The following is a 25,298-nucleotide window of genomic DNA, read 5'->3' as shown; positions in this document are numbered from 1 at the left end:
CAAGCCTAGCATCCGGGCCGGAGCGGTTCCCCCCGCGCGAGCGTCCCGCGGACGCGCTCGAAGGTGGCGGCATCCTCGCGGGCGCGTTCGGGGCCGCGTTTCGCGGAGGCGGCGAGCGGGAGGGTCATGCGCGGGTTTCCCTCGAGGCGGACGCGGTGGCGCTCGAGCCACGCCCAGTACAGGGGCGTGATCGGGCAGGTGGACCCCGGGTCGAACGCGCAGTGGCGGCAGTAGTCGCTCATCCTCGCGAGGTAGGCGGCCCCGGAGACGTAGGGTTTGGTCGTCATCAGCGCGCCGGCGGCGAAGGTCCCCATTCCGAGCACGTTCGGCTCCACCACCCAGTCGTAGGCGTCGGTGTAGGCGACCCAGAACCAGTCGGTGAGCTCGCGCGGCGACACGTCCAGGAGCGTCGCGACGTTCGCGAGCACCATCAGGCGCGTGATGTGGTGCGAGTAGCCCTCGCGCCAGACGTCGGCGACCACGGTGTCGAGGCAGGCGAGGCCCGACGGCGTTCCCCAGTACGCCGGGGGGAGCGGCCCGCCCTCGCGCACGGCGCCGACGCGGAAGCCGTCGGTCGCCTCGTGGACGTGCCGGACGAACTCCCTCCACCCGAGCACCTGCCGCACGAACCCCTCGACGCCGGCGACCGGCACGGCGAGCGACGCGGCGTCGTCGACGACCCGGCGCGGCAGCAGGCGGTGGAGATGCAGCAGCGGCGCGATCCGCGTGTGGAACAGGGTCGTCGACCGGACGCTCATCGCATCCTCGTAGGGACCGAAAAGCGGCAGGCACGCGTGACGGGCCCACATCCACGTCGCTTCGGCCTCCGCGAGGGTGGCGGGGAGCGCCCCCGCGTCGAGCTCGCCGGGGTGCGAGGCGAAACGCGTGCGCACGAGCTCGACGGCCTCGTCCTTGATCGGGTCCGACTCGAATCGCGGCGGCTGCGCGGCGGTCGGAACGCCGTTCCAGGGCCGGCGATTGGCGGCGTCGTGGGAGAACTTCCCGCCGAGGGGCTTCCCGTCCCGCATCAGCAGGCCCGTCTCGCGGCGCACGTACCGGTAGAAGGCGTCCATCCGCCAGGGCGGGCCCGGTTGCGAGGCCTCGAACTGGGCGGTCGTCGTGATCCAGCCTTCGTGAGGGAGCTCGACGATGGCCCCCGATGCGACGAGCGGCGCCAGGTCCTCCCGCAGCTCGCGCTCCGCGGGACGCATCGTCCGCAGCGGCCCGAGCTCCGCGACGAGCGGCGCCAGTGCCTCGCGGTACGGTCCGCGGGCGACGACGTGGCGTACCGCGATTCCCTTCGCGGCCTGCTCGAGGGCGAAGTGCCTGAGGTTCGCGAGGACGAGCGCGAGTTTCTGGCGGTGGTACGGCCGGAGCGAGGCCTTCCACGGGCTCTCGACGAGGACGATTCCCAGCTCCGCCGGGTGCTCGCGCGACAGCGGCCCGATCGCGTCGGTGAGCTGGTCGTAGGGGACGAAAAGCCAGCGCCGTCGCCTCGTCCCCCGGGGCTGGCGCAAGGCCAGTTCGCGGGCGAAGAGGCTCACGAAAACAATCCCCGCGGCTCCGCGGGGACGTAGCGCTTCAGGTACGCCTTCACCGGGACCTTCCGCGCGGTGTTCTCGCTGCTCATGTAGCGGACGGTCCCGAAGACCGGGCGCTCGGGTCCCCAGGGCCGGTCGTAGCGGCCGAGCACCCAGAAGATCCCGGAGTAGGAGTTCGGGTTGCGCCCGTCCAGCGCGTACTTGTTGTTGAGGTGGACGAGGATCTCGGCGGCCTGCTGCGGGCTCTCCGCCCACTGGAGGATCTTCTTCCCCCACAACATCCGCAGGTAGTTGTGCATCCGCCCCTCGCGGACGAGCTGCGTCTGCGCGGCGTTCCACAACGGATCGTGGGTCGCGGCGCTCTCGAAACGGTCGAGCCGGTAGAGCGGCTCGCGCGCGTCGCCGGCGTGCGCGAGCAACGAGCGCTTCGCCCACTCCGGCAGCGATTCGAAACGGTCGTGGTCGCTCGGGCGCAGGTGGGCGAAGTTGTACCCGACCTCGCGCCAGGTGATCGCCTCGTCGAGGAACGACTCGGCCTCCGGCCCCATCCCCCACCAGCCCGCGCGTTCCCCTTTCGCGACCTTGGAGAGACGCCCGGGGAACCACGCCTCGCGGGAGGCCAGGCGCGTGAAGACGTCGTGGATCGAGACGTGTCCGAAGTGGAGGTAGGGAGACAACCCGCTCGTCACCTCCTCTTCGGGGCGGTTGCGCGCCTCGACGTAGCGGGGGAGCCGGAGGTCCAGGAACGCCTGAAGCGCCGCCGCTCCCGCGCGCGCGCCGCCCCGGAACGGCGCGGGGGGAACGTGGGCCTCCTCCGGAAGGGAGGCCGCGTCGGCGGTTGCGCCTTCGGGCCAGCGCCGGACGACCGCCTCCGGGAGCCGCGCGAGGCGCGGAAGATCGATTCCCTCGAGCGGATCCTCGTCGGGAAATGCGTCGAGATGGTCGGGGAGCGTTTTCTGGAGGAAGCGGCGGAAGGCGTACGCGGTGGGGTAGACCTGGGACGCCGCGCGCAGCGGCAGCAGGCCGTTCGAATCGACGGTCTCCAGGAGCACGTCGAGTCGCGCGGCGGTCCTCTCGACCATCCGCGGCAGGAAGAAACACGGAAACTCGTCGGTCACCACCACCGCGGCGTCGCGCGCGAGCGTCTCGACCAGACCCGACCCGGACCCTTCGGTCCGCTCGACGAAGGGGTGGTAGAGGACCGGGCGCCGCGCGAAGGCGTCGGCATTGTCGGCCATTCCGTCCAGGACGAATCGATGAAGCCGCTCGCTCGCCCAGCGGTATCCGGTGCGCAGCGCTTCGAGCACCACGATCGGCCGACCCAGGGTCACGGCATGTTCGACCGCGCGCTGCAGGGCGAAGTTCCGTCGCGACCGCCGTGCGGCGATCATCCAATAGAGGACGAACGCGCGATCGGGTCGCGCCGGCGCGGCGTTCGCCGCGCGCACGCGGATCTCGGGGACACGCTTCATGATTTGAAGGCATTCTGGACGGGCGTGCTCGTGCGTCGCAAGGCTGACGGGATTCGACGTTGCGCCCGCCACCGGCCGCCGTACATGAAGCGCATGAGCGGGAAGCGCACGCTGGCGGAATCGATCGAGGCGATGGCGGCCGCGACCGGCGCCCCCGCCGCGTTCGTCGATCGGGTCCGGGCGATGTTCGTCGAGAAAGGGATCTCGCTGGAGGCCGACGCGGCGCCGTTCGAGATTGCGCTCGGCGACGCGTTCGCCCGCCAGGCGGCGGTGCACGACAACCTCGAGCTCGCGCGACGCCAGCTCGGGACCCTGCGGGAGCGCATGGGCGAGCTCGAATCGGGGCTGCGGCGCCACGCCACCGAGCTCAACCGCCTGCGGGACCACCTCCGCTCCGCCAAGAAGCCCGCCTCCTCCACCCGCCTTGTGCCCGGGGAACACGACCGGTTCCTCGTTCCCGGGCCGGACGGTTTGCACTAGGCCTCTCCTCCGGCCTCCTTTCCGGTCCTCCCGGCCCCGGCATCCGCCGGGGCCGGGCTCTTTTTCGACACGGCCGCGAGCGCGACCCCCGACACCACGAGCCCGGTCCCCGCGAGCGTCTTGAAGGTCACCGGCTCGCCGAGCCAGGCTCCGACCGCCACCGCCACCAGCGGGATGACGTAGGCGATCAGCGAGACGCGTGTGGCGGGAAGGTGGGACATGAGCCAGTAGTAAAGGGTGAAGGTGACCGCGGAGCCCGCGATCGCGAGGTAGAGCAGCGCGCCGACCGAGGCCGCGTCGAGGACGACCGGGCGGTCGCGTTCGACGATCAACGCCACGGGGGTCATCGCTGCGGCGGCGATCCCCATGGGAACCGCCGCGAGGGAGACCGGGTGGATGCCCGCTCCCCAACGCTTGATCGCCACGTTCGAGACGGCGGAGACGATCGGCGACCCGAGCATCACGACGGCGGCGAGCGCGACGCCGGGGCCCCCCAGGCGCGTGAAGTCCTCCGAGAAGATCACGGCGACCCCGCCGAACCCCAGCGCGACGCCGGACGCTCCGGCGAAGGTCAGCCGCTCGCCGGGAAGCGCCGCGTGCGCGAGGAGCGCGACGAAGAGCGGGAAGGTGGCGAAGAGCACCGCGGCGAGGCCCGACGGGACGAACTGCTCGCTCCAGTAGACGATCCCGTAGGAGGCGAAGAACGACAGGAACCCGTTCGCGACCCAGAGCCGGCGCTCGAGCGGGCCGCGGGAGCCGAGCCTGGCACCCAAGACGGGGGCGAGGGCGACCAGAATCGCGCTCGCGATGGCGAATCGCGCCGCAACGCCGGTGAACGGCGGAATCCCCTCCAGGCCGACGCGAATCGCGGCCCACGTCGTGCCCCAGATCAGGCACAACAGGGCGAACACCGCCGCGAGCAGCCACGGGCGGGGGGGCCGCTTCATGAGGCGGCATTCTAGAATGCCGGCCATGGGCAACTTCGACCTGCAGAGGTTCCTCGTCGACGTCTTCGATCCGCAGCCGGGGGAGGTCGTCGCCGTCCTCGTCGACGAGCCGCGCGCCCCGGAGGACGAGACCCCGTCCTGGGCCGAGCGCCGCGGGATGGCCGCGGAGTGGCGCGACGGCGCGGAGGCACTCGGCCGCCGCATCGGCTTCGAGACCCTGCCCCTCGTGGCCTACCGGGCGACGATGGCGAACGGGGCCGACTTCCCCGAACGGTGCCGCGTCGGCGATCGCGACGCGAAGCTCGCCGAGATCCTCGACCGGGTCAGCCTCGCGATCGCCCTCACCGAGTACTCGCCGACCGCCGCGCTCGTGGACGTCTGCAAGCGACGGCCCGGTGCCCACGTCTTCCGCGCGGCGAGCATGCCCGGGGTCGAGCGCCGGATGGAGGAAAGCTCGCTCGCGGCGGACTACGCGGAGGTGGCCCGGCGCTGCCGGCTCCTGCGGGACGCCTTCCGGCGCGCGACGGGGGTCGAGGTCGTCTTCTCGACCGGGCACCGCTGCTTCTTCGACCTGCGCCATCGCACCTGCGAGACCGACGACGGTTACCTCCATCGCGACAAGGCCGACGACATTCCGGTGATCAACCTTCCGTCGGGGGAGACCTTCTGCGTTCCCTACGAAGGGGAGAAGCCGGGGGATCCCTCCCGCACCGAGGGGGAGCTCCCCGTCGCGGCGCCCGGTGGGACGGTGGTCTTCCGCGTGGCGCAGAACCGCATCACGTCGGTCGAGGACGGCGGGGGGGCCGCCGAGGCGGCGCGCCAGTGGCAGTCCTATTTCGACGTCGACCTCGCGCGCGCCAACGTCGCGGAGGTCGCCTTCGGCTGCAACGACAGGGCCGTCGTCACCGGCAACGTGCTCGAGGACGAGAAGGCCGGCTTCCACTGGGCGTTCGGGCGGAGCGAACATCTCGGCGGCGTGACCGGCCCCGGGGACTTCCGCCGCCCGGAAAACGTCGTCCACCAGGACATCGTCTACGCGAAGGGAAGTCCGATCTCGGTCGCCTCCGCCGATCTCGTGACCCCCGAAGGCGCGCGGATCGCGGTGATCCGCGACGCGGCGTACGTGTTGTGGTAGGAAGCCGCGTGCCGCTCAACTGGGTCGAGATCGACGCGCAGGCGCTGCGCGACAACGTCGGCCAGTTCCGCCGGCGCCTGGGCGCGGGGCCGGCGTTCTTCCCGGTCGTGAAATCGAACGCCTACGGGCACGGGATGCTCGAGTGCGCGGCGATCGTGCGCGAGGCGGGCGCCGACGGCCTGTGCGTGAACAACCTCGACGAGGGGATCGCGCTGCGCCGCGCGGGGCACGACGCGAGGATCCTCGTCCTGGGGTACGTGCCGCTGGACGGCGCGGGGGAGGTCGCGGCGCTCGGACTCGAGCCGGTGCTCTACAACGACCGCTCCGCCGACGCGTTCGGCGAGGCCGGGCGAAGGGCGGGGCGTCCCGTGCGCGTGCACCTCAAGGTGGAGACCGGGACGCACCGGCAGGGGGTGGAGGAGTCGCGGGTCCCGGCGTTCGTCCGGCGGATCCTCGCGAACGACGGGCTCTCCCTCGCCGGCGTCTCCACCCACTTCGCCAACATCGAGGACACCACCGACCACACCTTCGCCGAGTCGCAGATCGCCGCGTTCGACCGCATCGTCGCCACGGCCCGCGCCTCGGGAGCTCGGGGGTTTCTCCGCCACGCCGCCTGCTCCGCGGCGACGGTGCTCTTCAATCGGACCCACCTCGATCTCGTGCGCGTGGGGATCTCGCTGTACGGGTTGTGGTCGTCGCGCGAGACGTACGTCTCGTGCCTCGAGCGCGGGAAACCGTCGCTCGCGTTGCGCCCGGTCCTGTCGTGGAAGACCCGGGTCGCCCAGGTCAAGCTCGTCCCGGAGGGGGGCTACGTCGGGTACGGTTGCACCTACCGCGCCACCCGGGACCTGACCGTGGCCGTCCTTCCGGTCGGGTACTACGAGGGATACGACCGGGGCCTCTCGGGTGTGGCGCACGTGCTCCTCAAAGGCAAGCGCGCCCCGGTGCGCGGGCGCGTATGCATGAACATGTGCATGGTCGACGTCACGGACATCCCCGGGGTCGGTCCGGAGGACGAGGTGGTGCTGCTCGGGGCCCAGGGGGACGAGGTCGTCGGGGCCGAGCAACTGGCGTCGTGGTGCGGCACGATCGCCTACGAGGTCGTGACGCGAATCCACCCCGGCCTCGCCCGGGTCGTCGTTTGAACGAAAATGCACCGATCGAGGGCTTGATTCGGAGCCCATCCGGGGTTTAGATTCCGTCCGGCTCGAGGAGACGCACCGGAAAACCCGCCCCATGAAGCGCAAACCACTCCACATCGACTGGGACGAGCTCGAAGCCGCATTCGAGAACCGTTCCGAGGATCTCGTGCATTACCTCGATCTCGTGACCGGGGAGGTCGTGCTCGAGGGGCAGGGCGAGGAAGCCCCTGCGGACGACGACGACGCCCGCGAAGACGAGGCGGCGATGCGTCCGGCGGTGATGCGCCCGGACAACACGCGCCTGTACGTGGTTCCCTTCTCCGACGACGACGAGCTCGGGTGGGCGGAGGCGTTCGTCGAGCTTCCCGACCTCGCCGCGGACGTTCGCGAGAAGCTGTCCGCGGTCCTCGACGGGGAGTCGGCGGTGGCGTTCCGGGACGCCCTGCGCTCGGAGGACGAGACCCGCGAGTCCTGGTTCCGCTACCGGTCGGATTGCCTCCACCAGGCGATCGACGCGTGGCTGGCGGAGCACCAGGTGAACCCCGTCAAGCCCCCGCCCTGGCGCTAAGGGGTCGGCTTCGTGCAACCCTCGCACGGGCACCGAAGGCGCAGCGTCTCGAAGGCGTAGATCCCGGTCGCGTGCCCGTCCGACCACCGGATCGTGACCCCGTAGCGCCCCACCGGCTCGATCGCGACGGGGCGGATCCAGTCGGGAATCGTCTCGTCGCGCAACATCTTCTCGCCGGTGTGCTCGTTGACGCACTCCGCGCAGGGGCAAAGGCAGCGGAGCGCCTTGGCCGTCCAGATCGACTCGTGGCCGTCGGCCCACGCGACGCCGATCTCCCCGCTCGGGAACGCAACGATGTCCTTCGGCTCCATGCGCGGATTATGGGGTCAGCGCGTCCGCTTCGCGACGACGTAATACAGCATCGGGATGACGACGAGGGTCAGCACCGTCGAGGCGAAGACGCCGGTCATCAGCGCGACGGCGAGGCCCTGGAAGATCGGGTCGAGCACCATCACGATCCCGCCGACGATCACCGCGGCGGCGGTGAGGACGATCGGCCGCATCCGGACGGCTCCCGCCTCGATCACCGCCTCGCGAAGCGGCACGCCCTTCTCCATGGACAACTCGATGAAGTCCACGAGCAGGATCGAGTTGCGCACGATGATCCCGGCCAGCGCGATCATCCCGATCATCGAGGTCGCGGTGAAGAAGATCCCCGCGACCGCGTGGCCGGGGAGGATGCCGACGAGCGTCAGCGGGATCGGCGCCATGATCACGAGGGGCACCGTGAACGAGCGGAACCAGGCGACGACGAGGACGTAGATGAGCACGAGGACCGCGGCGAAGGCGATCCCGAGGTCGCGGAAGACCTCGTAGGTGATCCGCCACTCCCCGTCCCAGACGAGCCGCTCGGCCCCCGGCTTCGCCGGGTCGTCGACGAAACGCTCCTCGATCGCGTACCCCGAAGGCGCCTGGATCGTCGCGATCTTCTCCTTCATGGCGAGCAGGGCGTAGACGGGGGACTCCTCGCCCCCCGCGACCTCGCCGATCACGTAGGTCACCGGCCGGCCGTTCTTGCGGTACAGGAACGGCTCGGTCTCGCCGCGCTCGACGCGGGAGATCTCGGAGATCGGAACCGCGTCGCCGCCGGTCCCCACGACCCGGAGCGCCGCCAGCCGCGCGAGGTCGGTCCGGTCGACGCGCGGGAGGGTCACCCGGACGTCGACCGGCTCGCGGTCGCGTTGCCCGTGCAGGACCCCGGCGGAAAGGCCGGAGACCGCGAGGCGCAGGGTCGCGGCGGTCTGTTCCGGGGCCACCCCGGCGAGCGTCGCCTTCTCGCGATCGAGGGAGAAACGCACCTCGGGCTGGGCCTGCTCGACGTACCAGTCGGTGTCGACGACCCCGTCGGTCCCGTCGAACACCTCGAGGACGCGGCGGGCGATCTCGCGGCGCACCGCGGGGTCCTCGCCGTAGACCTCGGCCACGAGCGTGGAGAGCACCGGGGGCCCCGGCGGGATCTCGGCGACCTTCACGCGAACGCCCCGCGCCTGCGCGATCTCGCGCACGATCGGCCGCAGCCGGAGCGCGATCGCGTGGCTCGAGGCGTCGCGCGCCTCCTTGGGCAGGAGGTTGACCTGCAGGTCGGCGACGTTGGCGCCGCGCCGCAGGAAGTAGTGGCGCACGAGGCCGTTGAAGTTGAACGGCGCCGAGGTCCCCGCGTAAACCTGCACGTCGCGGACCTCGGGCTCTCGCGTGAGCCGGTCCGCCATCGCCCGGGCGGCGGCGAGCGTGGTCTCGAGCGGCATTCCCTCGGGGGCGTCGACGACGACCTGAACCTCGCTCTTGTTGTCGAACGGGAGCATCTTGACCTTGACGAACTTCCACGGGACGAGCGCCATCGACGCGAGCAGCAGCGCCCCGACGCCGGCGAGCGCTCCCCAGCGGATCGCGGGCCGGTCGAGGAGCGGGGCCATCGTCGCACGGTACGCGCGGATGATCCGCCCTTCGCGGGCTTCGTGCCCCCCGCGCCCGGCCTGCGTACGAAGGAGCTTGAGCGCGAGCCACGGCGACACGATGAACGCCACCAGCAGCGACAGGAGCATGGCGAACGACGCGCCGACCGGGATCGGGCGCATGTAAGGCCCCATCAGACCGCTCACGAAGGCCATCGGCAGGATCGCGGCGATCACCGTGAAGGTCGCGAGAATCGTGGGATTCCCGACCTCGTCGACGGCGAGCACGGAGGACAACTCGGGGGCGTCTCCGGAGTGCGCGATGTGCCGGTGGATGTTCTCGACCACCACGATCGCGTCGTCGACGAGGATCCCGATCGAGAAGATCAGCGCGAACAGGGTGACGCGGTTGAGCGTGTACCCGAACAGGTAGTAGACGAGAAGCGTCAGCGCGAGGGTGACGGGCACCGCGACGGCGACGACGATCGCCTCGCGCCAGCCCAGCGCGACGGCGATCAGGGCGACGACCGACACCGTCGCGAGGAGCAGGTGCCAGATCAGCTCGTTCGACTTCTCCTCGGCCGTCTCCCCGTAGTCGCGCGTCACGGTGACCGCGACTCCCGCGGGGAGCAGGCGGCCGCGCACCTCCTCGAGCCGGTCGAGAACCCGGGACGAGACCTCGGTCGCATTGCTTCCGCGGGTCTTGGCGATCGCGAGGGTGACCGCGGACACGGCGGGACGGCCGCGCTCCGCGTGCATCACGTACGCGCGGGGCTCCTCCGGTCCGTCCAGCACGCGCGCCACGTCGCCCACACGGACGGCCTTCCCGCCGGGGGCGGCCACCACGACGTCGCGGACCTCGTCGGCGTGGCGGAGGAACTCCCCGGCCTCGACCCGGATCTCCCCGGCGGGGGAGCCGAAGGAGCCCGAGGGCATCGCGAGTCCGGAGGCGGCGAGCGCCCGGACGACGGCCACGGGGGGAAGCCCGCGGGAGGCGAGGGCGTCGGCGTCGAGCTCGACGCGGATCTCGCGTCGGAGCCCGCCGATCAGGGTCGTCGCCGAGACGTCGGGGAGCCGGCGGGCCTCCTCCTCGAACTCGGCGGCCATCCGTCGCAGGGCCATCGGGTCCTGGGTGCCCGACGCGAACGTCAGCGCGAGAATGGGGACGTCGTCGATCGCGCGCGGGATCACCGCGGGGGGCAGGGCCCCCGCGGGGAGCAGCGCGCTCGCGTTCGCGACCTTGTCCCTCACGTTCACGATCGCGCGCTCCGGGTCGGAGTTCACGAAGAACCGCACGACGAGCATCGCGCCCGAAGGTTGCGCGGTCGCGTAGACGTATTCGACCCCGGGGATCTCGCGGATCGCGCGCTCGAGGGGGGCGACCACCAGGCGCTCGACGTCCGCGGCGGACGATCCGGGCCACGCCGCCATCACGTCGATCATCGGCACGACGATCTGCGGCTCCTCCTCGCGCGGGGTCGCGACCACGGCCATCAGGCCGAGCGCGAGCGAGGCGAGGACGAGCAGCGGCGTGAGCTTGCTCGTGAGGAACGCCCGGGCGATCGCGCCCGAGGCGCCGACGGGTTTCATCGGGCCGCCTCCGTCAGGCGGCGGCCGTCCTCGAGCGAAGGCGGGACGGGGGCCACGACGCGTTCTCCCGCGGCGAGCCCCGTGAGGACCTCGACCGATCCCTCGCGCGCGGCGCCGAGGGTGACCCACCGGAGCCGGGCGATCCCCGCCTCCGCGACGAAAAGCCCCGTGAGCGGCCCGCGGCGTACGACCGCGCTCTCGGGGACGCTCGCCCCGGCCGCCCCGCCTTCCGGGCCCGGGAGCGCCAGCCTGGCGAAACTCCCCGAACGCAGCGCGCCGTCGACGTTGTCGAGCACGACGCGGACGACGACGGTGCGCGAGCGCGGATCGGTCGCGGGGAGAATCTCCGTGATCGTCGCCGTCCGTGCGATGCCCGTGGTGAAGCGGACCTCGACGGGGTTTCCGGGGGCGAGCGCCGCCGCCGCCGACTCCGCGACGGTCGCCTCGACCTTCACCTTGGAGAGGTCCTCGAGGGTGAACAGCGACGCGCCGGGGGCGGCCATGTCGCCGGCCTCGACGTGACGCGCGGTCACGACGCCGTCGAACGGGGCCTGCACCTTCGCATCGCCGCTGTAGATCGAGGCCGCGGCGACCGCCTGCTCGGCGGCGCGCCGCTGCGCGAGGGCCGCCTCGTGGGCCAGGACCGCGTCCTCGACGTTCTTGCGGGAGGCGGCCTGTCGGGCCTCCAGGCGCTCCATCCGCTCGCGCATCGCCCGGGCGTTGGCTTCCGCGGCCCGCGCGGCCGAGAGCGCGGCGTCGGCCTGCGCCTTCCGCGCGTCGACGTCCCGCGCGTCGATGCGCGCGAGAGTCTCGCCGCGGCGAACGCGATCGCCTTCGCGCTTGAGGATGGACTCGACCCGACCCATCAGAAGGGTCGACGGCATCGCGCGCCGCCAGGGCTCGACGAGTCCCGTGGCGCCCGTCGAGCCGGCGACCGCCGAGGGAGCGGCGGCCACGACCGTGGCGGCGAGCGGGTCCGCCTCGGCGACGGCAGGGCGTTCGGGGGCGTGGGAACACGCCAGCGCGGACGCCGCCAGCGCGAGCAGGAACGTTCGGATCGGCGGGGTCATCGTGCCTCCTCCGGGGCGAGCGGGCGCCCGGCGGCGAAATCGTGGGCCGCGCGGGCCAGGGCGAGGTCGTGTTCGGCCGAGGCGAGCTCCGCCAGGGAGGCGGTGCGCGCGGCCTCCGCGCCGAGCAGCTCCACCATGACCGCGAGCCCTTCGGCGTAACGGTCCTTCACGATGCGCAACGCCTCCTCCGCGAGTCCGACGGCGCCGCGCGCGGCGATCAGCCGGCCCGACGCGGCGCTCCGGGCGGCTTCGGCGGCGCGGGTCTCCAGGAGCGCGCCTTCGGCGGCCTGGGAGCGAATCGCCTGAAGCCGGTCGCGGTCGGCGCGGGCCCGCGCCGCGCGCGCGCGCGTCTCGAGGCCGTCGAAGATCGGGAGCCTCGCCGAAAGGGCGACGGTCCAGTTCGATCCGTCGCTCGCGAACGGCGTGTCGGCGTTCCACTCGTATTGAGCGCCGAGCCCGATCACCGGCCACCATCCGCGCCGCGCCATCGTCTCTCCGGCCTCGGCCTGGCGCAGCCGGGCGTCGAGCGCGAGCAGGTCCGCGCGTTGGGACGGATCGGCCGGGGCCGGGGCGTCGTCGGGGTCGACCGGGGGAGGCATCAACTCGAAGTCGCGGTCCTCGGCGACCCCGAGCGCGTAGCGGAGGGCGGCACGGGCGGAGGCGACCGCCCCTTCGGCCCGCAGCTTGAGCGCGCGGACCTCCGCCAGGCGGACTTCCGCCTGGAGGCGGTCGGAGGGAACGGTCAACCCCTCCTCGGCGCGCGCGGTCGCGAGGCGCGCGTTCTCGATCGCGGCCTTCTCCCCCTCGACGGCGGCCGCGAGCGCACGGCCGGCGAGGACGGCGTCCCAGAACGCCCGCGTCGCCTCGAAGGCGACGGCGTCGGCGGAACGCGAGCGCATCCGTTCCGCCGCTTCGACCCCCGCATCCGCCGCGTGCCTGCCGAGGCGGCTCCGGTCCGCGTCGAAGAGGTTCTGGCGGAGGGCGACGCGCGTGGCGGCGTTGGTCAACGGATCGGGGCGGTTCAGCGACTCGATCGCGAAGTCGGCGGGACCGAAGCTCTCCTGACCGAGCTTTCCGGCGAACACGAAGACCGGGTTCGTGGAGCGGGCGAGGTCCTCCTGGAGCTCGATCCGCGGGATCCAGCCGGTCCTGGCGAGGGAGAGGTCGGCGCGGGCGGCGTCGACCTCCCCCGCCGCGGCCCGGAGGGACGGGTGATGTTCGAGCGCGAGCGCGACCGCGCTCTCGGGGGTCAACGGTTCCGCGGCGGAGGCGGTCGCCGCGAGGAGCGCCGGAACGAACCACGCAGGGATCTTCATGCCCCCGGAGATGCGTCGCGGGCGCGCCGGGTCACACGCGGGATATGCTTGGCGCCGATGACCGACGCCGAGCTGCTGGAGTCGATCCACGCCGACGCCCCCGGAGCCTTCGAGGCCTTCGTCGAGGCGTACGGAGACCGCGTCTACCGGTTCGGGCGGAGGATGTGCGGCGATCGCGAAGACGCACAGGACGTCCTGCAGGACACGCTGATCGCGGCGTACCGGGCGCTCAAGACGGTGGAGCATCCCGAGGCGCTGCGCTCGTGGATCTACCGGGTCGCGTCCAACGCCTGCCTGATGATGCGCCGCAAGGGCAGACACGAGCCCGAGCGCGAGTTGTCCCTCGAGGAGTTGATGCCGACCGGTCCGGACGGACCCCGCGCGGAGATCCCGGATCCCGCGATGCTTCCGGATTCGGAGCTCGCCCAGGCCGAGGTCGTCGCGCGCGTTCGCGCCGCGATCGGTGACCTTCCGCCCGGGCTTCGCATCGTTCTCGTCATGCGAGACATGGAAGGGCTCTCGACGCAGGAGGTCGGCGCGGCGCTGGGCATCGGGGAGTCCGCCGTGAAGATGCGCCTCCACCGTGCGCGCCTGCACCTGCGGCGGCTGCTCGCGTCCAGCGGGACGGGGGCGCTGTCGTGACGACGCCGCACGTGCACGGCGGTCCCGAGTGCAAGGCGCTGTTCGCGAAACTCAGCGAGTACCTCGACGGGGAGATCGACGCGGCGGATTGCGCGCACGTCGACGACCACCTGGCCGACTGTCCGCCCTGCCGGGATTTTCTGGAGTCGTTGCGCCGGACGGTACGCCTCGTGCAAAGCGACCCCGGCGGGGTCCTGCCGGAGGAGGCGCGGCGAGCGGTCGTCGAGTCCTGGCGCAGGGTCCGAAGAGCCAGATCCCGCGACTAGGCGGTATATTCCTTCGGTCATGTGGCTCTATCGCCTGATCACGACCACCGCGCCGCTCCTCGGAGCGTATTGGCGTCTGTCGACGGCGGAGGCGTTCGACGCCTTCCCGAAGTCGGGGCCGGTCCTCATCGCGGCCAATCACTCGTGTTTTCTCGACCCGTGGCTCGTGACGATGGTGAACCGCCGCGACATCAGCTGGCTGACCACGAGGCAGTGGTACGACCGCTCGTGGTTCTGGAAGAAGTTCTTCGACGCGCAGGGGGTGCTGCCGGTCCAGGCGGAGGATCCGCAGGGGACGATCGAACTGATGTGCCGGCACCTCGAGAGCGGGAAGATCGTGGGGATCTTCCCGGAGGGGCGCATCTCCTACGACGGCAAGGTGCACCGCTTCCGCCCGGGCCTCTCCCGTGTCGCCGCGAGAACCGGTGTCCCCGTGGTACCGATCGGCATTCGCGGATCGTTCGAGAGCCTTCCCCGCACCCGGCGGTTCCCGAGGCCCACGAAGATCACGATCCACTACGGGGAGCCGCGGGTCTTTCCGGGATCCCCCGTCGCGGGACCGCCGCCCCGCGCCGCCTCGGTCGCGTTCCAGCAGCAGATCTTCGACGACATCCTCCGCCTGTCGGCTCGCCAGCCCGCGGATCAGGGCGAGCCATCCTTCGTGGCCTGACCGGATCGACCGACCATGAAGCGCGTGCCGGCCCGACTCGCGGTGGCCCTCGCCTCTGCGGCCCTGTTCGGCGCGTACGCGCAGTTCCCCACGCTCGCCTTCCTTCCTTACCTCGCGCTCGTTCCCTGGATCCTCCTGTACGGCGACCGGCGGGGCGAGACCCCTTCGCACGTCTACTACGTCCTCGCGACCCTCGTCGCCTGGATGACCCAGTACACGTCGGTCATGAAGTACGGGTGGTTCGTCCCGCCGGTGATGGCGCTCTTCTACACGCCGATCGCCTGGGCGTTCACGCCGCTGCTGGCACGGGTCAAGCGCCTCGGGATTCCGCTCGTGATCGTGGTCCCCGTGTTGTGGACCGCCGTCGAGGTGCTGCGCGCCCGCTTCTGCCTCGCGCACTTCGACCTCTACGCGCTGGGATACTCGCAGGCCCGCACCCCCGGGCTCGCGCAGATCGCCGACGTCACCGGGGTGTGGGGGCTGACCTTCCTCGTCGCGGCGGTGAACGGCTGGATCGCCGATCTCGCGTTCGCCGTGAGGGACGCGCGGCTCGACGGCGCGCCCGTGGACTGGAGGCCGAGGATCCGTTCCGGCGCGGTGCTCGCCGCGGCGTTCGCCGTCGCGTTCGGTTACGGCTTCGTGCGCGTCGGCTCCATGACCTTCGAGGACGGGCCCCGTCTCGCCGTGATCCAGCCGAACATCCTCCACACCCTCAACAACCCCATCGGGACGCACGCCGCCCAGACGATCCAGACCGAGCGGGCGATCCCGCCGGGCTCCGCGGATCTGATCGTCTGGCCGGAGAACGCGATCCTCGACCGCCTCGACCGGCCCGGGGCGTACCTGCCGGACCTGAAGTGGCTCCTCGAACGGAAGGGGGCGTGGCTGCTCCTCGGGGCGCTCGGGGTCCCCGAGGGTCGTCCCTGGGACACGACCAACGCCGCGATCCTGCTCGACGCGGACGGGACCGTGCGCGGTCAATACGACAAGCAGGTGCTCTACCCGTGGTCGGAGTACGTGCCGCTCGACCGGCTCCTCGGCGCGATCTCCACACCGTTGCAGCGCGCGCACCGCGGATTGATCCGCAAGGCTTGGGGCTACCTGGCCACGGGAACGCCGGGGCGGGGGATGAGCCTGCTCCGGATCCCGTGGAGGGGGGACACGATCCCGTTCGCCGTGCTCATCTGCGTCGAGAACACGTATCCGCCGGTCCCCGCCGAGGCCGGCCGTCTTGGCGCGCGCTTCTTCGTGAACATCACGAGCGAAGGGGAAGTCGGCGGGGTGGTGCAGGAGCAGCTCCTGCGCATCTCGATGCTTCGCGCCATCGAGAACCGCATCGCGTACGTGCGTTGCGGGAACACCGGGATCTCCGGGTTCATCGATCCCGCGGGACGGCTGACCGCGCTCCTGCGCGGGAAACGCGGCGGCACGATCTCGGTCGCCGGCTCGCTGACGGCGCCCGTTCCGCTCTCCGACGGCCGCACCACGCTGTACGCCAGGAGCCGCGATGCCTTCGGGTGGGGCTGCGTGCTGGCGACGGCCCTGTGGATCGTCCTTTCGTTCCGCGCCCGACTCGGACCGGTCGCGGCGATCGCGATCCTCGCTCCCGCGCTCGCGGGGTGCGGCGGCCCCGACCCGGCGATCGCGGCCGCGCGCGCGGCCTGCGAGGAGGAGTCGGCCTGCCGCCAGGCCCTCCCCTCCGCCATGCAGGCGTGGCTCGCGCGCCGCAGTCCCGAGGCGGCCGCCGACTTCTTCGGCTCGGTTGCGCAGCGCTGGCCGTCCCTCGAAGGGGATGCGCGGGCGATGCGGTCGTACTTCCTCGACGAGGCGGCGGACTCGACGGCGGCCCTTGCCGAGGCGCGGCGATCGGTCGAGGTCCAGCCCAACGCGCGCAACCTCGCGATGCTCGGGCGGTTGCTGATGAAACGGCGGGAGCCCGCGGCGGCCGCCGAGGTGTTCGCGCGGGCGATCGCCCGGGACCCGTCGGATGCCCGGATCCACGAGCAGCGCGTCCGCGCGGTCTGGTGGGCGGGGGACGCGGCCTGGGCGCGCCGCGAGGCGGAGACGCTGGTGCTCCGGGCGCCGCGGTACGCCCCCGCCTGGTCCACCCTCGCCTTGCTGCGTTTCGACGCCGGGGACACGGCCGGCGCGCTCGAGGCCGCCGGCCGGGCGCTCGAGTCGGACCCGGCGAACCTGGAGGCGCGCCTGGTGCGCGTGCGGGCCGCGCTCGGGGAGGGAAGGATCGACGACGCTGAGGCGGTCCGAGAGGAAATCGCGCGGATTGAGGCGGGTCTCGGGCGGGCCCCCCGCAGGGAGTGACGGTTTCCGCCCCCGGCGCATCTCCCGGGGTGGAGGGAAAAATGGACGTCAACGCATGGCTTCGCGCGATCGCCGGTCTGTTCGTCGTGGCTTCCACGGCGCTCGGCTACTTCGTCAACCCGTGGTTCTTCGCCTTCACCGCCTTCGTGGGGGTGAACCTGTTCCAATCCGCCTTCACCGGCTGGTGCCCGATGATGACGATCCTCCGGAAGGTCGGGGTCCCGGACGTGTGCCCCCGATGAGCGCCGCTGCGGGGCCGCAGGTGGGGTTCGGGAGGGAGGTCGCCTGGGGCTTCGACGAGGCGATCGCCCGCGCCGAGCAGGCCCTCAAAGCCGAGGGGTTCGGCGTGTTGACCCGGATCGACGTGAAGGCGACGCTCAAGGAGAAACTCGGCATCGACCGCGAGCCGATGGTGATCCTCGGGGCGTGCAACCCGCCGTTCGCGCACCGCGCGCTCGAGGCCGAGCCGCAGGTCGGGCTCCTGATGCCGTGCAACGTGGTCGTGCGCGAGCAGGCGGGAAAGGTCGTCGTGGAGGCGATGAATCCCGAACTGATGGCGACGATGTTCCCCGACCGGCCCCTCGCGCCGATCGCGGCGGAGATCACCGATCGGCTGAAACGGGCGATCGCGGCGGTGTGATCGCCGGGTCGTCCTCGGGAAGGTCGTAGTCTCCCTCCTCGAGGAGGTCCGAGGCCGTTTGGTAGACCGCGACGGCGTCGTCGCGCAGCGCGACGAGGTCGGGCCGTGTGTCGCAGTCCTCCACGCGCGTGAACACGTCGCTGGCCCGGCCGCTCCTCTCGTAGCAGGCGTCCGAGCGGCGAAGGCCCAGGGTCACGAGCGCGGTGTCGGTGAGGATCCCGAAATCCAGGTTGTGGTGAAGGAAGGCTCGCCCCCCGTCCGCCGGAAGGCTCGCGACGTCCTCGCCGAAGAAAGGCGCGTCGGTATCGAGCCCGAGGATCCCCAGGAGGGTCGGCGCGAGGTCGATCTGCGACGCCAGGCGATCGATGCGCCTCCCCTTCCACGCATCGCCCGGGGCGAGGAACAGCGCGGGAATGCGGTAGCTCGCCGCGGGGATCTCCTCCCTCCCGTAGACACGCGCCCCGTGATCGCCGACGACGAGGACGAGCGTGTGGTCGAGCAGCCCCTCGGCCCCGGCCCGGTCGAGGTAGTTCGCCAGCGCCCAGTCGGAGTAGGCGACGGCGGCTTCGCGATTCCGCAGTCTCGACGGCACCGCCGCCGGACGGTCGGGGACGTCGAAAGGTTTGTGGTTGCTCGTCGACATCACGGTCGCGAAGAGGCGCTCGCCCTCCCGCGCCGCGCGCCGCTGTCGGCCGAGCAGCGCGTCGAAGACGTATTCGTCGGCGACGCCCCAGATCGTGGAGAAGGCGTCCCCGGGGAACGAATCCCTCTCGTCGAACTCCTCCCAGCCGTCGTGCAGGAAGAACGGTTTCATCGAGTCGAACGCCCCCCACCCGCCGTAGTAGAAGACGGTCCGGTACCCGGCGTGACGCATCACGGCCCCGAGCGTCGCCACGGGGTGCCCGAGGTCCCGCTTGAGGATGGCGTCGCCGGGAAGCGGCACGAAAGAAGCCAGCGTCCCCTCGAGCCCGCGCACCGTGCGCGTCCCTGTCGCCACGAGGTTCGTCAGCAACGTGCCTTCGCGTGACCAGCGGTCGAAGCCCGGCGTCAACTCCGGGCCCGGCCTCCCGAGCGCCGAGATGAACTCGCTCCCCAGGCTCTCCTCGAGGATGACGACGACGTCCCACGCATGATCCGGCACGACGCGGACGGGGACGGCGGCGTCCATCCGGAAGCCGCCGTCGGGGTCGGGCTGCGGGGGACGGTGGCGGAGCACCTTCGCGGCACGCTCGTGGGCCTCGCGCGCCGGGAGCGTCCGGTAATAGGCGTCATAGGGAAGGCGTGCGGACCGGAAGGCGTGGATGAGCGATTCGAGGCCGTTCGTCGCGATCTCGTTCCTCACCCGGTTGGTGGTGGGAGCGTCCGGGATCGCGCGCAGCGCCATCGCGGCCGCGAAGGCGCCGCCGAACACCGCCGCGGACGCCAGCAGACGCTGCCGGAGGCCGAGTCGCTCGACGCCGCGCCGGGGGCGGCGCCACGCCAGCAACCCGAGCACCAAACCCGCCGCCGCGGCCCAGGCCACGAAGGCCGGGACGTTGTAGCTGTCCCAGATGTTGACGAAGACTTCCTTCGGGTGGAGCAGGTAGTCGAGCGCGATGTGGTTGAAGCGCGCGTCGAACTCCTCGAAGAAGAAATACTCGGTGAAGGCGCCGAAGGTGATCGCGCCGCCGAGGCCGACGGCGAGGGCGCCACGGACCACGGCCGAGCGCAGCATCGCGGGCGGGCACCACGCGAGGAGGAGCCCGACCGGCGACAGCGCCACGGCGACCGTCAGGAGGTCGTTGAGAGCGCCCAGGGCGAGCAGGGTCGCCCCCGAGAGAACCCCGACCGGTCCGCCTCCGAACTTGACGAGCAATACACTGCGGAGCGCGACCCCGATGGCGAGGTAGAACGCCGCCAGCCCCACGCCGAGGCGCATCCGACTTCCCGTGAACCGACCCATCAGAACGTCTCTCCCGTGGTGATCAGCAATTGCACGCCCTTGACGCCGGCGCCGGCGCCGATCGGGGCGGCGAGGTCGATGTGGATCATCGAGGCGTGCGAAGATCGGCTTTGACCCAGCCGCAGTCCCACGCCGACGTCGCGCAGGGTGTCGAAATCGGTGCCGATGCCCCCGGACGATCCCCCTGCCGCCCCCACGTCCAAGAACACGGCGGCTCCCACTCGAACCAGCTTGAGCCACTCCTTGTCCCAGTAGGCCCGGTGCTCGACGGTCGCCAGCCACGCCCAGCTGCCGACCGCGTAGCGGAGCGGGAAGCCGCGCAGGCCGTTGTCGCCGCCGAGCACGATCTGGGTCTCGGGGTCGAGCTCGCGACCGGCGTCGAGGCGGAACGCCGCGTGCAGCACGTTCCCATTGTCGTAGCGCTTGTCGTAGCGAGCGGCGAACGTGGCGAGCAGGTTCTCCGCTCCGCGGCTTCCCAGGCGCCCTCCGAGCGCAGCGTCGAGGCCGATCGTCTGGCCGCGCCCGAGCGCGAAGCCCCGGTGCCCCCCGGCGTCGAGGATCGCCGCGCGGACGGTGGCGCCGAAGGCCGGATCGGACCAGCCCAGTCGGGCGTGGTACGAGCCCCCGAGGTCGAGGTCCTCCGTGCGCCCGATCTTGTCGAGGTCCCGCGTCTTGACGAAGCCGTCCACGACGCGCTCGAAGCCGACCCACGGGAAGGCGAGCGTGCGATCCTCGGGAGGCACCGAGGGAGGCAACAGCGGATCGGGAACGAAGCGGTCCTCGATGTAGTCGAAGCCGAAGGTCCACCGATGGGCGACGTTGTCGTCCACCGTCGATCCGATTCCTCCGTAGACCCCCGCTCTCCGCTGGGTGTGGCCGAAACGGGCGACCACCTCCCCCGCCGCGTAAAGCGAGTCCGTCCGCTCGAAGCTCTCTCCGCCGCCTCCCGCGACCCAGCGCGTGTCGAGCGCGTAGAACGGACGCTCGACGTTGAGCCGCTCCCCCACGCCGTCGCTGTTGCTCGAGTACGCCGCCTCCATTCGGACGTGGGAGCCGAACAGCGACGGGTCGCGGTACTTCCAGATCGTCTCGGTTCGGTCCACGCCGTTGATCCGCTTCACCGCGACGTTCTTGCCGGTCCCGAAGAAGTTCGCGTCCTCGAGGCCGAAATGGGCGCGGTTCACCCCGCCGGCCCTCCCGAAGCCGACGCCGGCCTTGAGGGTCCAGACGTCCCGCGTGGAAACGACGAGGTCCACGGTTCCGTCGTGGAACGCGGACGGCGCGATCGCCGCGTCGTAGAGGAAGCCGCTCCTGCGGAGCGCGCGCTCGGACTCGTCGAGGACGCGACGCGAATACCGGTCGCCGGTCCGGAACGTCAGCAGGTTCCGGATCGTCCCGTCGCGCGTGACGGGGTGGATCCTGTTCGCCGCCCGGAACGCCGCCCGGTCCTCGCCGGGTCGCTCCAGGTCGAAGACGTCCGCCGCGCGGATCTCGATCGCGCCGATTACGGCGCCGGAGGCCTCGATCGTGGCGTCGTCGGGGACCGGCGATGCCGGCAACCCCGTTTCCGCGGGAGCGAGCGAGTGGGCCGTGGCGGCGACGAGCGCCGCCACGGCCAGGGACCATGCTCGGGGAATCGATGGCAGAACAATACCGCGTCGCGGATCCGCGGCTGCAGGTTCCTTGGGCGCGTTTAGAATGCGTTCAGCGCCGATTCCGAATGCTGGTGCTGGAGGCGTCGTTCCGTGCGAGTTCTCGTCGTCGAAGATCACGCACCGACCCGGTCCCTGGTCGAGTCCGCCCTCAAGGGAGAGGGGCACCACGTCGAAAGCGCGCCGTCGCTGGCGTCCGCGAGGGACAAGCTCGCCGGCGGTGCCTTCGGGGTGATCATCCTCGACTGGATGCTCCCCGACGGCGCCGGGCCGGAGTTGTGCCGTGAGATGCGGGCGTCCGGGAACCCCACCCCGGTCCTCATCCTGACCGCCAAGACCGACGTCGAGGACCGGGTCGCGGGGCTCGACGCGGGGGCGGACGATTACCTCAAGAAGCCGTTCGCCGTCGCCGAGCTGCGCGCCCGGGTGAGGGCGTTGCTGCGGCGCGGCCCTCAGATCGAGGACCCGGTGGTCCGGATCGGGCCGGTCGAGATCCGCACGTCGGCTCGCCTGGTTCTCGTGGACGGGGTCGAGGTCGCGGTCACGGCGAAGGAGTTCGAGATCCTGGAGGTCCTGGCCCGCCATGCCGGGCGGGCGGTCTCCCGCTCGGCGATCCTCCTGACCGTGTGGGGCACGGAGGACGACGCCGTCGGGGCGAGCCTGGAGGTCCTCATCGCCCGGCTCCGCCGGAAGATCTCGGACGCCGGGGGGCCGGATCTCATCCGGACCCACCGGGGGTTCGGGTATGCCCTGCGCGTGGAGGGATGAGGGGCCGGCCACTCCCGGAAGGTGGAGCGTCGGGATGACGGGGTGATGAACATGCCCCGGAGATCGCCCACGGGCCCCCGGAACCTCCAAGAACCCGCGCCGGCGTGGACTTTCGGGCGGAACGCGTGTACCTTGCGGCCAGGTTCCGGCTGCATTCTCTCGTACAGAAACGAAGTGTGATGCGCCTGAAGCCAAGCGCCATGGCGCGCTCTTGCCTCCCGAAGGGTCGGGTGGCGGGCCGGAACCCGGATGACGCTCCGCGGGGAGCGATAGAGGTTTCGGAATGGGTACCAGACTCTACGTCGGCAATCTTCCCTTCAGCGCAACCGAGCAGGACGTCCAGGAGCTCTTCGCGCGCAACGGCCGGAACGTGACGGAGGTGAAGCTCGTCACGGACCGTGACACGGGCCGCCCCCGCGGCTTCGGTTTCGTCGAGATGGGAAGCCAGGATGACGCCGACGGCGCGATCCGCGAGCTGCACGGGACGCAGTTCGGCGGCCGCGCCTTGACGGTCAACGAGGCTCGCGAGCGCCAGGGCGGCGGCGGCGGCGGTGGTCGCGGCGGCTTCGGTGGCGGCGGCTACGGCGGCGGCGGTGGTCGCGGCGGTGGCTACGGTGGCGGCGGCGGTTACGGCGGCGGCGGTGGCCGGGGCCGCGGCGGCGACCGCTACTAGTTCTTCTCGATCCAACGCACACACGAAGGGCGCCCGAAAGGGCGCCCTTTTTCGTTCCGGTGAACCGGGTCGAGATCAGTTCGTCGCGCCGGCCGTCTCCTCCACCGTCTCCTCGAACCCGCATCCTTCCTTCTCGCACAGGATCTGGTGCCCCTTGCGCTTGGTGATCTTCTCGACGAGGTAGGGGGTCGCGCACTGCGGGCAGGCGCGGGCGATCGGCTTGTTCCACAACACGAACTCGCAGTCGGGGTACCGGTCGCAGCCGTAGAAGACCTTCCCTCGCTTGCTCTTCCGCTCGACGATGTTCCCCTTGCCGCACTCGGGGCAGCCGACGCCCGTCTCCTTCATCTTGATGTACTTGCACTTGGGGTAGTTGGAGCAGGCGGTGAACTCGCCGAAGCGGCCGTGTTTGATCGCGAGCTTGTTCCCGCACTTCGGGCAGTCCTCGTCGAGCATCACCGCGGCCTTCGCCTCGGCCTTCCCTTCCTTGTTGATCTTGATGCGGCGCGTGGTCTTGCACTCGGGGTATCCCGAGCACGCCAGGAACGGGCCGAAGCGCCCCTTCCTCAGGACCATGGGCTTCCCGCAGTTCTCGCAGGGCTCGGCCTCGGTCTCGATGGGATCGGGTTCGGCCTTCACCTTCGCGGCCTTCGCGGCGGCGGGAACTTCGGAGCGGTCCTCGCCGGCGGCGGTCGCGCCGACCTCCCGCGTGTTCTTGCACTCGGGGTACCCCGAGCACGCCAGGAACGGGCCGAAGCGCCCCCACTTCTGGACCATGGGTTTGCCGCACTTGTCGCAGACCTGGTCCGTCGGGATCGCCTCGCGCTTCACGTCGCGCATTTCCTTCTTCGCGCGGGCGAGGTCGGCCTCGAACTTCCCCTGGAACTCCTTGAGCGCGTCGATCCAGTCGAGGCGCCCCTCCTCGATCTCGTCGAGCTCCTCCTCGAGCCGGGCCGTGTAGCCGATGTCGACGATGTCGCCGAACGACGCGACGAGAAGGTCGTTCACCAGGATGCCGAGCTCGGTCGGCGTGAACCGGCCCTTGTCCTTCTCGCAGTAGTCGCGATTCACGATCGTCGCGAGGATCGCGGCGTAGGTCGAGGGACGCCCGATGCCGTTCTCCTCGAGCGCCTTCACGAGGGCGGCTTCGGAGTAACGAGGCGGCGGCTGCGTGAAGTGCTGGCGCGGGAGGAGCGAGCGGAGGTCGAGCTCCTGGCCGGCCGAAAGCGGCGGGAGCCGGCGATCCTCGTCGTCGCCGTCCTCCTCCGTCTCCTGCTCCTTCCCCTTCGCGTCCTCGTCCACCCCTTCGTGGTAGACGGCGAGCCAGCCGGGGAACTTCAGGACCGACCCGGTCGCGCGGAACCCGTAGGGGCCCGCGGCGATGTCGGCGCGGGTCGTGTCGAACAGCGCCGTTTCCATCTGCGAGGCGACGAAGCGGTTCCAGATGAGCTGGTAGAGCCGGAACTCGTCGCGGCCGAGGAACCCCTTCACCGCGTCGGGGGTGTTCTCGAGCCCCGTCGGCCGGATCGCCTCGTGCGCCTCCTGGGCCTGCTTCGCGACCCGGTACCGCCGCGGCTCCGCGGGGAGGTAGTCCTTTCCGTAGGCGCCGGCGATGTAGTCGCGCACCGCGCCGATCGCCTCCTCGCTGATGCGCGTGGAGTCGGTACGCATGTAGGTGATGAGGCCGACCGTGCCGCGGTCGCCGAGCTCCACGCCTTCATAAAGATGCTGCGCGACGCGCATCGTCTTCGCGACGGGGAAACCCAGCGCGCGGGCGGCGTCCTGCTGGAGCTTCGAGGTGATGAACGGCGGCGGCGGGTTCTTCTTCTTTTCCTTCGACTCGACCTTGGCGACCTTGAACGGGACGGGGTTGGGCGACGCCGCCTCGACGTCGAGGACGAGCGCACCCCCCTCCTCGCCGGAACGCGCCTCGCGGACCTTCCATCCGAGCTCGCCGAGGACGGCTTCGATCGCCTCGCGCGACTCGACCTCGAGTTTCTTCCCGTTCTTGGCCTGGAGCTTCGCGACGAAAGGCGGCGGCTCGGAGGCCGCGAGCTGCGCGCCGAGCGACCAGTATTCGCGGGGGACGAACGCCTGGATCTCGCGCTCGCGCTCCACGATCATCCGGAGCGCGACCGACTGCACGCGCCCGGCGGAGAGGCCGCGGCGCACCTTGTCCCAGAGCAGCGGGCTGATCTTGTAGCCGACGAGGCGGTCGAGGATGCGGCGGGTCTGCTGCGCGTCGACCTTGTGCGCGTCGATCGGGCGCGGCGTGTCGAACGCCGCGAGAATCGCCTTCTTGGTGATCTCGTTGAACAGCACCCTGCGGAAGTCGACGTCGGTGTCCTTGGACAGCTCTTCCTTGAGGTGCCAGCAGATCGCCTCTCCCTCGCGGTCGGGGTCGGCGGCCAGAAAGATCGCGTCGGCGTCCTTCGCGGCTTTCCGAAGCTCGATCAGCGTCTTCTTCTTTTCGGGGAGGGCGGTGTAGGTCGGCGCGAAGGTCTTCTCGTCGACCCCGAGCGTCCTCTTGGGAAGGTCGCGCACGTGGCCCTTGGAGGCTTTCACGACGAATC

22 protein-coding genes are annotated in these 25,298 nt (G+C 71.2%); 12 read left to right on the top strand and 10 right to left on the bottom strand.

Annotated features, from left to right (window positions below; genetic code table 11):
* Nucleotides 1-5 precede the first annotated feature (5 nt).
* Together VF139_10105 and VF139_10100 are read right to left on the bottom strand one after the other, a co-directional pair.
* On the bottom strand, nucleotides 6-1,544 hold the full coding sequence (locus VF139_10105) for a cryptochrome/photolyase family protein (GenBank protein ID HEX6851743.1): 1,539 nt from the start codon (nucleotides 1,542-1,544) through the stop codon (nucleotides 6-8).
* A complete protein-coding gene (locus VF139_10100) occupies nucleotides 1,541-3,013 on the bottom strand; it encodes a hypothetical protein (protein HEX6851742.1) in 1,473 nt (490 codons plus the stop codon). The genes VF139_10105 and VF139_10100 overlap by 4 nt, the downstream gene beginning before the upstream one ends.
* 93 nt (nucleotides 3,014-3,106) lie before the next feature.
* Between VF139_10100 and VF139_10095 the strand changes: the two genes are divergently transcribed.
* Nucleotides 3,107-3,493 carry a hypothetical protein gene (locus VF139_10095; GenBank protein ID HEX6851741.1) on the top strand — a complete coding sequence of 129 codons (387 nt, stop codon included), beginning with the start codon at nucleotides 3,107-3,109 and terminating at the stop codon, nucleotides 3,491-3,493.
* Here the strand turns inward: VF139_10095 and VF139_10090 are convergent.
* Nucleotides 3,490-4,440 carry an EamA family transporter gene (locus tag VF139_10090; protein ID HEX6851740.1) on the bottom strand — a complete coding sequence of 317 codons (951 nt, stop codon included), beginning with the start codon at nucleotides 4,438-4,440 and terminating at the stop codon, nucleotides 3,490-3,492. The two genes, VF139_10095 and VF139_10090, sit on opposite strands and share 4 nt — an antisense overlap.
* A gap of 25 nt (nucleotides 4,441-4,465) precedes the next feature.
* On the opposite strand from VF139_10090, the gene VF139_10085 reads away from it, so the two are divergent.
* From VF139_10085 to VF139_10075, 3 genes are all read left to right on the top strand, one after another.
* Nucleotides 4,466-5,575 (top strand): hypothetical protein, encoded by a 1,110-nt coding sequence (locus tag VF139_10085; protein ID HEX6851739.1) that lies wholly within the window; start codon nucleotides 4,466-4,468, stop codon nucleotides 5,573-5,575.
* A gap of 8 nt (nucleotides 5,576-5,583) precedes the next feature.
* Nucleotides 5,584-6,720 carry an alanine racemase gene (alr, locus tag VF139_10080; GenBank protein HEX6851738.1) on the top strand — a complete coding sequence of 379 codons (1,137 nt, stop codon included), beginning with the start codon at nucleotides 5,584-5,586 and terminating at the stop codon, nucleotides 6,718-6,720.
* A 91-nt stretch (nucleotides 6,721-6,811) separates the two neighbouring features.
* The gene (locus tag VF139_10075) at nucleotides 6,812-7,285 is read left to right on the top strand and encodes a UPF0158 family protein (protein HEX6851737.1); all 474 of its coding nucleotides are present in this window, start codon (nucleotides 6,812-6,814) and stop codon (nucleotides 7,283-7,285) included.
* Here the strand turns inward: VF139_10075 and VF139_10070 are convergent.
* From VF139_10070 to VF139_10055, 4 genes are read right to left on the bottom strand one after another with little or no spacing between them, the layout of a single operon-like run.
* A complete protein-coding gene (locus VF139_10070) occupies nucleotides 7,282-7,596 on the bottom strand; it encodes a DUF971 domain-containing protein (protein ID HEX6851736.1) in 315 nt (104 codons plus the stop codon). The two genes, VF139_10075 and VF139_10070, sit on opposite strands and share 4 nt — an antisense overlap.
* Nucleotides 7,597-7,611: 15 nt before the next feature.
* Entirely contained in the window at nucleotides 7,612-10,767 is a 3,156-nt protein-coding gene (locus VF139_10065) for an efflux RND transporter permease subunit (protein HEX6851735.1), read from the bottom strand.
* Nucleotides 10,764-11,837, bottom strand: a complete 1,074-nt coding sequence (locus VF139_10060) for an efflux RND transporter periplasmic adaptor subunit (protein HEX6851734.1) — start codon at nucleotides 11,835-11,837, stop codon at nucleotides 10,764-10,766. The genes VF139_10065 and VF139_10060 overlap by 4 nt, the downstream gene beginning before the upstream one ends.
* Nucleotides 11,834-13,153 carry a TolC family protein gene (locus VF139_10055; GenBank protein ID HEX6851733.1) on the bottom strand — a complete coding sequence of 440 codons (1,320 nt, stop codon included), beginning with the start codon at nucleotides 13,151-13,153 and terminating at the stop codon, nucleotides 11,834-11,836. Before VF139_10055 ends, VF139_10060 begins: the two co-directional genes overlap by 4 nt.
* Before the next feature lie 57 nt (nucleotides 13,154-13,210).
* Here VF139_10055 and VF139_10050 point away from each other — a divergent pair, with 57 nt between their 5' ends.
* From VF139_10050 to VF139_10025, 6 genes are read left to right on the top strand one after another with little or no spacing between them, the layout of a single operon-like run.
* The gene (locus VF139_10050) at nucleotides 13,211-13,795 is read left to right on the top strand and encodes an RNA polymerase sigma factor (protein ID HEX6851732.1); all 585 of its coding nucleotides are present in this window, start codon (nucleotides 13,211-13,213) and stop codon (nucleotides 13,793-13,795) included.
* Nucleotides 13,792-14,061 (top strand): zf-HC2 domain-containing protein, encoded by a 270-nt coding sequence (locus VF139_10045; GenBank protein HEX6851731.1) that lies wholly within the window; start codon nucleotides 13,792-13,794, stop codon nucleotides 14,059-14,061. Before VF139_10050 ends, VF139_10045 begins: the two co-directional genes overlap by 4 nt.
* Nucleotides 14,062-14,080: 19 nt before the next feature.
* Complete coding sequence (locus VF139_10040; GenBank protein HEX6851730.1) at nucleotides 14,081-14,731, top strand: lysophospholipid acyltransferase family protein; 651 nt, start codon at nucleotides 14,081-14,083, stop codon at nucleotides 14,729-14,731.
* A 15-nt stretch (nucleotides 14,732-14,746) separates the two neighbouring features.
* Nucleotides 14,747-17,050 carry an apolipoprotein N-acyltransferase gene (lnt, locus tag VF139_10035; protein ID HEX6851729.1) on the top strand — a complete coding sequence of 768 codons (2,304 nt, stop codon included), beginning with the start codon at nucleotides 14,747-14,749 and terminating at the stop codon, nucleotides 17,048-17,050.
* Between the two features lie 41 nt (nucleotides 17,051-17,091).
* Entirely contained in the window at nucleotides 17,092-17,292 is a 201-nt protein-coding gene (locus VF139_10030; GenBank protein ID HEX6851728.1) for a DUF2892 domain-containing protein, read from the top strand.
* Nucleotides 17,289-17,690: a DUF302 domain-containing protein gene (locus tag VF139_10025; GenBank protein ID HEX6851727.1), complete on the top strand. Its 402-nt coding sequence runs from the start codon at nucleotides 17,289-17,291 to the stop codon at nucleotides 17,688-17,690. The genes VF139_10030 and VF139_10025 overlap by 4 nt, the downstream gene beginning before the upstream one ends.
* On the opposite strand, the gene VF139_10020 is transcribed toward VF139_10025, so the two are convergent.
* Together VF139_10020 and VF139_10015 are read right to left on the bottom strand one after the other, a co-directional pair.
* Entirely contained in the window at nucleotides 17,653-19,632 is a 1,980-nt protein-coding gene (locus VF139_10020) for an LTA synthase family protein (GenBank protein ID HEX6851726.1), read from the bottom strand. The two genes, VF139_10025 and VF139_10020, sit on opposite strands and share 38 nt — an antisense overlap.
* Nucleotides 19,632-21,245 carry a hypothetical protein gene (locus VF139_10015; protein HEX6851725.1) on the bottom strand — a complete coding sequence of 538 codons (1,614 nt, stop codon included), beginning with the start codon at nucleotides 21,243-21,245 and terminating at the stop codon, nucleotides 19,632-19,634. The genes VF139_10020 and VF139_10015 overlap by 1 nt, the downstream gene beginning before the upstream one ends.
* A gap of 132 nt (nucleotides 21,246-21,377) precedes the next feature.
* Here VF139_10015 and VF139_10010 point away from each other — a divergent pair, with 132 nt between their 5' ends.
* Nucleotides 21,378-22,052: a response regulator transcription factor gene (locus VF139_10010; GenBank protein ID HEX6851724.1), complete on the top strand. Its 675-nt coding sequence runs from the start codon at nucleotides 21,378-21,380 to the stop codon at nucleotides 22,050-22,052.
* A 283-nt stretch (nucleotides 22,053-22,335) separates the two neighbouring features.
* Nucleotides 22,336-22,725 (top strand): RNA-binding protein, encoded by a 390-nt coding sequence (locus VF139_10005; GenBank protein ID HEX6851723.1) that lies wholly within the window; start codon nucleotides 22,336-22,338, stop codon nucleotides 22,723-22,725.
* Between the two features lie 75 nt (nucleotides 22,726-22,800).
* Here VF139_10005 and topA read toward each other — a convergent pair.
* A partial coding sequence (topA, locus tag VF139_10000; GenBank protein HEX6851722.1) for a type I DNA topoisomerase occupies nucleotides 22,801-25,298 on the bottom strand: 2,498 nt, incomplete at its 5' end.

This window comes from Candidatus Polarisedimenticolaceae bacterium (genome assembly GCA_036376135.1).
Classification (GTDB): Bacteria; Acidobacteriota; Polarisedimenticolia; order Polarisedimenticolales; family DASRJG01; genus DASVAW01.
Note: the sequence above shows the minus strand (reverse complement) of the source record. Positions and strands in the feature narration are given on the sequence as shown.

What these genes read in the sequence shown, in the direction of transcription:
- VF139_10100 (HEX6851742.1), bottom strand. Translation starts at nt 3,013, where the DNA reads ATGAAGCGTGTCCCCGAGATCCGCGTGCGCGCGGCGAACGCCGCGCCG.
- VF139_10095 (HEX6851741.1), top strand. Translation starts at nt 3,107, where the DNA reads ATGAGCGGGAAGCGCACGCTGGCGGAATCGATCGAGGCGATGGCGGCC.
- VF139_10090 (HEX6851740.1), bottom strand. Translation starts at nt 4,440, where the DNA reads ATGAAGCGGCCCCCCCGCCCGTGGCTGCTCGCGGCGGTGTTCGCCCTG.
- VF139_10085 (HEX6851739.1), top strand. Translation starts at nt 4,466, where the DNA reads ATGGGCAACTTCGACCTGCAGAGGTTCCTCGTCGACGTCTTCGATCCG.
- VF139_10075 (HEX6851737.1), top strand. Translation starts at nt 6,812, where the DNA reads ATGAAGCGCAAACCACTCCACATCGACTGGGACGAGCTCGAAGCCGCA.
- VF139_10070 (HEX6851736.1), bottom strand. Translation starts at nt 7,596, where the DNA reads ATGGAGCCGAAGGACATCGTTGCGTTCCCGAGCGGGGAGATCGGCGTC.
- VF139_10065 (HEX6851735.1), bottom strand. Translation starts at nt 10,767, where the DNA reads ATGAAACCCGTCGGCGCCTCGGGCGCGATCGCCCGGGCGTTCCTCACG.
- VF139_10060 (HEX6851734.1), bottom strand. Translation starts at nt 11,837, where the DNA reads ATGACCCCGCCGATCCGAACGTTCCTGCTCGCGCTGGCGGCGTCCGCG.
- VF139_10055 (HEX6851733.1), bottom strand. Translation starts at nt 13,153, where the DNA reads ATGAAGATCCCTGCGTGGTTCGTTCCGGCGCTCCTCGCGGCGACCGCC.
- VF139_10050 (HEX6851732.1), top strand. Translation starts at nt 13,211, where the DNA reads ATGACCGACGCCGAGCTGCTGGAGTCGATCCACGCCGACGCCCCCGGA.
- VF139_10040 (HEX6851730.1), top strand. Translation starts at nt 14,081, where the DNA reads ATGTGGCTCTATCGCCTGATCACGACCACCGCGCCGCTCCTCGGAGCG.
- lnt (HEX6851729.1), top strand. Translation starts at nt 14,747, where the DNA reads ATGAAGCGCGTGCCGGCCCGACTCGCGGTGGCCCTCGCCTCTGCGGCC.
- VF139_10030 (HEX6851728.1), top strand. Translation starts at nt 17,092, where the DNA reads ATGGACGTCAACGCATGGCTTCGCGCGATCGCCGGTCTGTTCGTCGTG.
- VF139_10025 (HEX6851727.1), top strand. Translation starts at nt 17,289, where the DNA reads ATGAGCGCCGCTGCGGGGCCGCAGGTGGGGTTCGGGAGGGAGGTCGCC.
- VF139_10020 (HEX6851726.1), bottom strand. Translation starts at nt 19,632, where the DNA reads ATGGGTCGGTTCACGGGAAGTCGGATGCGCCTCGGCGTGGGGCTGGCG.
- VF139_10005 (HEX6851723.1), top strand. Translation starts at nt 22,336, where the DNA reads ATGGGTACCAGACTCTACGTCGGCAATCTTCCCTTCAGCGCAACCGAG.